A 6,547-nucleotide genomic window follows, 5' to 3' on the forward strand; every position below is an offset into this window, starting at 1 on the left:
TCAAGGCACGTCAAAATAATCAAAGAAACGCTGTACAAACAACGCAATATCGCCATCATCTAAATGATTAATCCCGCCAGCCAATTGCCGCCCTCCACCTTGGGGGAAGGCGGCACAAAATCGGCTGGCAGGTTTTAATTCCGGATACGCAGAGCGGACACTGACAACATAGCCACCAGATGTTTTAGGAGTTAATACGGCAAACGAAGAATCACGTTGTTCTTCTACCAGTTTGTTTGCCAATAAACCAGAAATCCTCCTCGACCAAGACGCATCTGGTAGTACATAAATCGTACATTTATTTCTTGACTCAAGCGGGTGTAAGTCATTGAGATAAGTGAGCTCTTCCGCATAAGCAAATTGCAGCGCTAAAAAATGCGGAGAACTGCGAATGAAGTCAAACGGATTGACGAAGCGATGGACTTCTTTATACAGTGCCGCAGGATGAACATGCAGATCAGAAACCTGTTCACCGTAAGCGTTATAATTCAACAGCTTACCCAATTCTTGCAATGACGTCCGGTCGGTCCAACTCAAGCCTTGCTTGGTACACATGCCATTTGCCGTGTGGATCAAATTGTCTCCAAACGCAGCAACAATCGCCCACATGACATACCGGTCATGCAAACAACGACTGACCAAAATACTGGTGCAAACATCTTTTTCTTCCGACCAGTGCATTTCAAGTTGCGGATGCTGAAACGCTGTGCGTGCTTCATGATGATCAAAATAGGCAACCTTTGCACCGGCATCAAGGTGACGCCTTAAAGCATTGGCATTTGCATCAAACGAGATGTCCAGCACGGTCAGATAATCGCCAGATTTGACCTCAATTTTATCGAGCAGAGCGATATCGCGTTTAACACCTGTGACTTCGACCGCTTCATGCGGAAATGCCATGCGCAATTGATGTAAAGCACAAATGCCATCGGCATCACCGTTAAAAATATCGTAATAAGTCGTTTCATTTGCAGGATTACTATCCATGACAGGTCTCACTTCTTTTACACGGTAGCTGTACTTGAAATTTTATCAGTAGTTCAATCAGGCAAGCAGAAATAAACTCGCCGCAGCTTAATACTAGTCAGATTTGAAATATAAATGTATAAAATTTGCGACAAGGCAATTATTGATGTATGAAACTGTCTCCGAAAATCAAATTTTCACGTCCCACATTGCAGTCAATAATTTCACAATTGACATCAAAATTCCGCGTTCAGGCAAAATGAATTATGTACTTTGCCGAACAGAACTAATGTTGCACATCATGTAAAACTGAACGTATGAGGTTCGAATTACAAGGCACTTTTTGCCGACGGTTCGAAATAGACTAAAAATGCTCGCCTCAAAACAAAAGGATTCAAAATGAAATTCGCAATCACGTTGTTACTGATAGGGGGCTCGATTGCCCTCTCCTCACCTGCCTTTGCGGCAAAAACCGAAGCACAAACAACCTATGAAGCGGCCAAAGATAGCGCCGCTGCAGACTATAAAATTGCAAATGCTCGCTGCGACGGATTGGCAGGAAATCCAAAAGATATTTGTGTAGCTGAAGCAAAAGCTGCTCGCACTCAAGTCGAAGCCAATGCAAAAGCGCAGTATAAAGGCACGGTAAGTGAACGCGCCAGTGCCCGCAAGGACATTGCAAATGCTAACTATGGTGTAGATAAAGCAAAATGCGAAAATCAAGGCGGCAATCAAAAAGACGTATGTTTAAAACAAGCAAAAGCGACTATGACTGCAGCAAAAGCGGATGCTACCGCTGATAAAAAAGTGATCGATGCACGGACGGACGCCCACGACGATAAACAAACGGCCAATTACAAAGTCGCATTAGAAAAGTGCGATGCATTATCTGGCGCGAGTAAAAATACTTGTATCGATGCGGCAAAAACAAAATATGGACAATAGTAAGCGCGTCTTTGGCGAGTAGCAATCGGTTTGACTGCGGAGTAATTGCGGCGTTTCTGCGCCTTGGCTCCAGCTTCTCTGCGGACGTTCTGCTGATTGTTAGCGGAATGTCTGTAGGCTATCTGCGGATAATCCGCAGATCAATAAAAGTAGTGCGGTTGCCTGCATTCAGGTATCAAAAGGCACTGCACTGCAGTACAAAATTTTCGGTCTGACTTTTGTGGTATCCCAGAGTTGGTCATCAACTTAAATGGCGATCAACGATTCTCAGACTATGCACAAGTGCAACCTGGCAATTTGACGCCATAGGATTTGTACTGTCATTATTAAAATACTCTTTGGAGAAAACGATGAACCTGCTTTTCAAATCGGTTTTTGTAGCCACGGCTCTGACCTTGTCAGCGCATGCGATGGCACAAATCATACTTTACGAAAATAACGGATGGCGTGGGCGCACGTTTTCAACCTCGCGTGAAGTGGGCGATCTGAATCGGTATGGTTTTAACGATAAAGCCTCATCAATCATCGTTGAGAACGGGAGATGGGAAATATGCGATGACGCTAGCTTCGGCGGCAAGTGCATGATTCTCCAAAAAGGAAATTATCCTTCTCTGAGTTCCATGGGCATGAATGACCGAATATCCTCGGTAAGGCCAGTCAATCATAGCGATTACTACAATAATGAAGTAGCACAGCAAACAACACCTGCCTATGAATATCGCCGTCGTCCCGATGAAGATGTATTTCAAGCACAGGTTACCTCAGTGCATGCTGTATACGGTGCCGCAGAACAGCGCTGCTGGACCGAGCGACAACAGGTTAACGAACCCTCCCACAACAATGTTGGTGGAGCAATCGTTGGCGGCATCCTTGGTGGGGTGCTGGGTCACCAGATTGGTGGTGGAACTGGTCGCGACATCGCGACAGCAGGTGGCGCGGTAGCAGGGGCAGTTCTTGGGGCAAACGTTGGTGGAAACTCTGGAGAGAGCTATTCAAAAAATGTTCAGCGTTGTCGGACACTACCAAATCAGGAGCCCGATTCATGGGACGTCACCTACAATTTTCGTGGGTATGAGCACCATATGCAAACCCGTCAAGCACCAGGAGCGACCATCATAGTGAATCGCAATGGCGAACCAAGGCAATAAATCGACTGATAACGCAACAGATAATGCAACAAATAAGCCGACGAATATGGCGACGAACATGCCGGCAAATAAGTCGATAATTGAATCGATAAAAACACGTAAATCCGGCCTGCCCTTTTTTGCATCGATGAGTAAGTCAGATTTTAGTCAGATTTCAAAGCGATTGAAAAAATACGGCTGACAGAGAAGTGTGCGATTTTCTGTCAGTTATTTTTCTTGAATTCGCGAATAACCGCGTTCCTCCAGCGAATAAATCAGCCTCTCGCTTCCATGTAATCCAAAACTTATCATCGTAACAAAGTACATCAGAGATGCAATAACCGGGTAACCACTATTGCCCTCAATATGGAAAGCATCGTTACAGATTTTCACCATCAAATAGGACATCAGTGAAAACCCCAAAGGGCGCCATAGCCGCTCAGAGACCGCCCACAATGGGGTGAGCAAAAACGCTGACCAGCAAAATGTAGTTCGTATTATTCTTAAATTTCCATCCTTATGAATCAAACGGATTGGCAATTTTTGCTGCATTTTTCGACTGTGGCGCACCTGCGTGAACCACCGTCTGGAAGGCTCACCGAATAAGTAAAAAAACGCGATCACTTCGAAAGCAGCCTGAGCAATCTGCAAACCTATATCCAGTGGCGTATATCCGTCGAAAGTGAAATAAAAAAATAAGATGAAGTAGCTCAAAATACTGAGCAAAACATAAAGCCACAGCGCCAACACTCCACCCTTGGCAATTCGCAACACGACATATGAATGAATCAGAAGCGCTGAAAAACTGCCAAGTATTGCTGAAAATTTTAAATCAGCTTGTTCGATTGAAACAACATCCCTAAATTGGGTGATCACATTGAAGCCAATTGATAGCCATAATAAACCGACTGCATAGACGACTTTTTCAGGTCGGTTTATTTCTGCCTGAGGCAAAGTTATTTCGGGCACTTTTCTATAGAACATTTAATTTCTTATTTTTATTTTTGATACATCCAGTATCGTCTTTGGACAATTATTTTGACCATATGCATTGGTTGTTTGCTTGAAGACCATTTATTTGTCATTCAACATTGCAGTGGACTTGCTCACCGTGCAAGGGTATCTGACCATCAAAGACACACATCATTGGAAACGCTGTTAAGGATCGACGTTTGACCGATGTGCCTTTGCATTACTTGAGCATGGATTCGCTCAAGCCAGCAACTCTCTTCACGGTGAAATTCAAAATTCATCCTTATCTATGGCGTCCCCATAGCTTCGCGCCAGCGCATCGCATCATGCACTCGAAAGCGAGTACTAGGATGGTCGAAGAATATGATTTCTTCTATCGGCCCCGGGTCGGGCTTACGATATTCAGTGAGCTTCAAGAATGCTTCAGCAGCGCCATGAGGTTCGCGTGCCAAATTGAGTCCAAACCGATCCGCCTCGATTTCTTGCACCCGAATCAATGTGTTTGTCACAGGAGTGGCAAAGAACATGAACACGCTAAATACGGCAGACAGCAATGGCAGGCTGGCGACGTCGGTGACGCCTTTCAAAGCAAAACGTTCACCATAACGAACCAAAAGCTTTGCCATTGCCCATTGCGCAAATAAAAAAGCTGCCAATAGGATCAGAACAAATTCTGCAATCATTTTGTAAATATGATTCAAAACATAATGCCCGAGCTCATGCCCCATTACGGCTCGAATTTCAGGCAAGGTCGTACGGCGTAACAAGTTATCGTTGAGCCTCACCGCAGCGGAGCCGAATATACCGCTGACGTTTGCACTAATGCGTGTCGTCTGACGAGAGGCATCAAATTCGTACACATTATCTACAGGCACGCCATCAGCCTTAGCCATTGCCAAAACAGCTGATTTGATTGCGCCATTCTCAACTGGCTTATAGGTATTGAATAAAGGATCAATCCAGACGGGACCAATCAGGAGCACTACAACCAAAAGTCCACCACTCACGCTGGCGCCCCATACCCACCAACCGGCACCTACGCGTCGCATCACGGCATAAAGTATCGCAACAGCAACAGCAAGTCCGACGGTGTTGACGCCCAATCCGACCAGTTGCTCAACGAACCAAGGAATAAAGGTTTGAGTGGCCATGCCATAGTCGTGTTCTCGCACGTATCCCTGGTAAATCGACAAAGGCAGTGACAAACAAAATCCGGCAACAGAATAAAAAGCACCAAATAACATATCTCGCAAGAATGGCTTACGACCAACTCGCTGCGACCAGTCTCGTACCCGGGCGGCACGCTTGCCACTGATTAAGATGGTCGTAATAACCAATCCCAACAAAAAATTCCAGAGATGTAACCAATAGCCGCCTTCAAAATAGGCATTTGCGCGCGAAACAATCTCTGGTGATAATCGATCAAGATAGGCTTTTGTGGCTGCGTCAGCATCACGCGGTAACCCAGCGCGCCATTCATCGCTGACTGGTTCGACTTGAAAGTGTGCATTAGTTACTGGAGCCGTTGTCGCGCCAGTGGGTTGCTCTGAGGCTGATGCGAGTGATGCGAAAAACGCAGCCACGGTAAATATGGCTGTTACACAAAATGACTTCAGCTTCATCGATTTTTCCCTTTTTATATGAATGAAACGTGTTAATTCACTTTTGAATAAAGGTGCAAAGGAATTTAGGATTTATAAAATTTAGAAAGTCTAAAATTCAGGACGTCTAAAAAAGAAGCCAAGTCAGACATTGAACTTTAAGGTCTTTACTTTGCTTACTTTGCTTACTTTGCTTACTTTGCTTACTTTGCTTACTTTGCTTACTTTTCATACCTTCATTCGTCATGTTTTTCTGCATCAAACAATTCAGACGGATCAAATTGGTGCTGCATGTAGCTACATAGTACGACGGGGGCTAGAAAGCTTTGTCTCGATTGAGATTTACTTCTTCAATCTCACTCCATTTCGGTAAATTGTGTTTGCGATGACTATAGGAGTAGTAGGCACTCATCAATAATCCGAATAAAGCGCCAGCTACTATTGCGGAGATCAATGCATTCAGGGGTGCAAATCCTTGCCGAGACCAAAGGGCAATCCACATAAGGCTACCCCACAAGGTGGCGAAAAATACGCCCATCAGAAATACGTTCACAAAAAATTGAGCAAAATGCGGCGGCCGTATATCAACTCCCATTCGCCAAAGCAAACGCACCAATGGAGGTGCGTAATTGCTGGGCGAAATACCGCTAGATTCAAGAATTTTTAGTGCCGCCAGGCGTTTTTCTGACACGTTCGGTAGTTGTCAACAAAGATGTCGCGTCAAGTCATGCTGCTAGCATTAGTTCCTCTGCCTGATTTCGTTTCGGATTCAGCCAGACCTCGTCCTTCAATTTCCAATCCCGCGTCGCACCAGACCAGCGCTCTGGATGCCGTTGTTTCGCTACTTCAAAGACCTGTACACGTTGTCGCAAGATTGCTGCATCGCGGCCATCATGACGCTGTGCTGGCGTCACAAATTTCAGAGCGCTGTGCTTA

The 6,547-nt window shown here is 45.2% G+C and carries 6 protein-coding genes and 1 pseudogene; 2 read left to right on the forward strand and 5 right to left on the reverse strand.

Going from position 1 to position 6,547, the window contains the following annotated elements; all coding sequences use genetic code 11:
- Window positions 1-987, reverse strand: coding sequence for a hypothetical protein (locus tag ACO0K1_RS05090; protein WP_423023338.1), 987 nt, complete (start codon window positions 985-987; stop codon window positions 1-3).
- Window positions 988-1,365: 378 nt separating this feature from the next.
- Between ACO0K1_RS05090 and ACO0K1_RS05095 the strand changes: the two genes are divergently transcribed.
- Together ACO0K1_RS05095 and ACO0K1_RS05100 are read left to right on the forward strand one after the other, a co-directional pair.
- On the forward strand, window positions 1,366-1,911 hold the full coding sequence (locus ACO0K1_RS05095) for a hypothetical protein (RefSeq protein ID WP_423023340.1): 546 nt from the start codon (window positions 1,366-1,368) through the stop codon (window positions 1,909-1,911).
- 350 nt (window positions 1,912-2,261) lie between these two features.
- A complete protein-coding gene (locus tag ACO0K1_RS05100; RefSeq protein WP_423023342.1) occupies window positions 2,262-3,059 on the forward strand; it encodes a beta/gamma crystallin-related protein in 798 nt (265 codons plus the stop codon).
- A gap of 207 nt (window positions 3,060-3,266) precedes the next feature.
- On the opposite strand, the gene ACO0K1_RS05105 is transcribed toward ACO0K1_RS05100, so the two are convergent.
- The 4 genes and pseudogenes from ACO0K1_RS05105 to ACO0K1_RS05120 all read right to left on the reverse strand — a co-directional run.
- The gene (locus ACO0K1_RS05105; protein ID WP_423023344.1) at window positions 3,267-4,022 is read right to left on the reverse strand and encodes a hypothetical protein; all 756 of its coding nucleotides are present in this window, start codon (window positions 4,020-4,022) and stop codon (window positions 3,267-3,269) included.
- A gap of 275 nt (window positions 4,023-4,297) precedes the next feature.
- The gene (locus ACO0K1_RS05110) at window positions 4,298-5,632 is read right to left on the reverse strand and encodes a M48 family metallopeptidase (protein ID WP_423023346.1); all 1,335 of its coding nucleotides are present in this window, start codon (window positions 5,630-5,632) and stop codon (window positions 4,298-4,300) included.
- A gap of 295 nt (window positions 5,633-5,927) precedes the next feature.
- On the reverse strand, window positions 5,928-6,302 hold the full coding sequence (locus ACO0K1_RS05115) for a DUF6404 family protein (protein WP_423023348.1): 375 nt from the start codon (window positions 6,300-6,302) through the stop codon (window positions 5,928-5,930).
- Between the two features lie 34 nt (window positions 6,303-6,336).
- Window positions 6,337-6,547 (reverse strand): annotated as a pseudogene (locus ACO0K1_RS05120) (IS3 family transposase); the annotation flags it as partial.

The organism is Undibacterium sp. SXout20W (assembly GCF_049340285.1).
Lineage (GTDB): Bacteria > Pseudomonadota > Gammaproteobacteria > Burkholderiales > Burkholderiaceae_D > Undibacterium.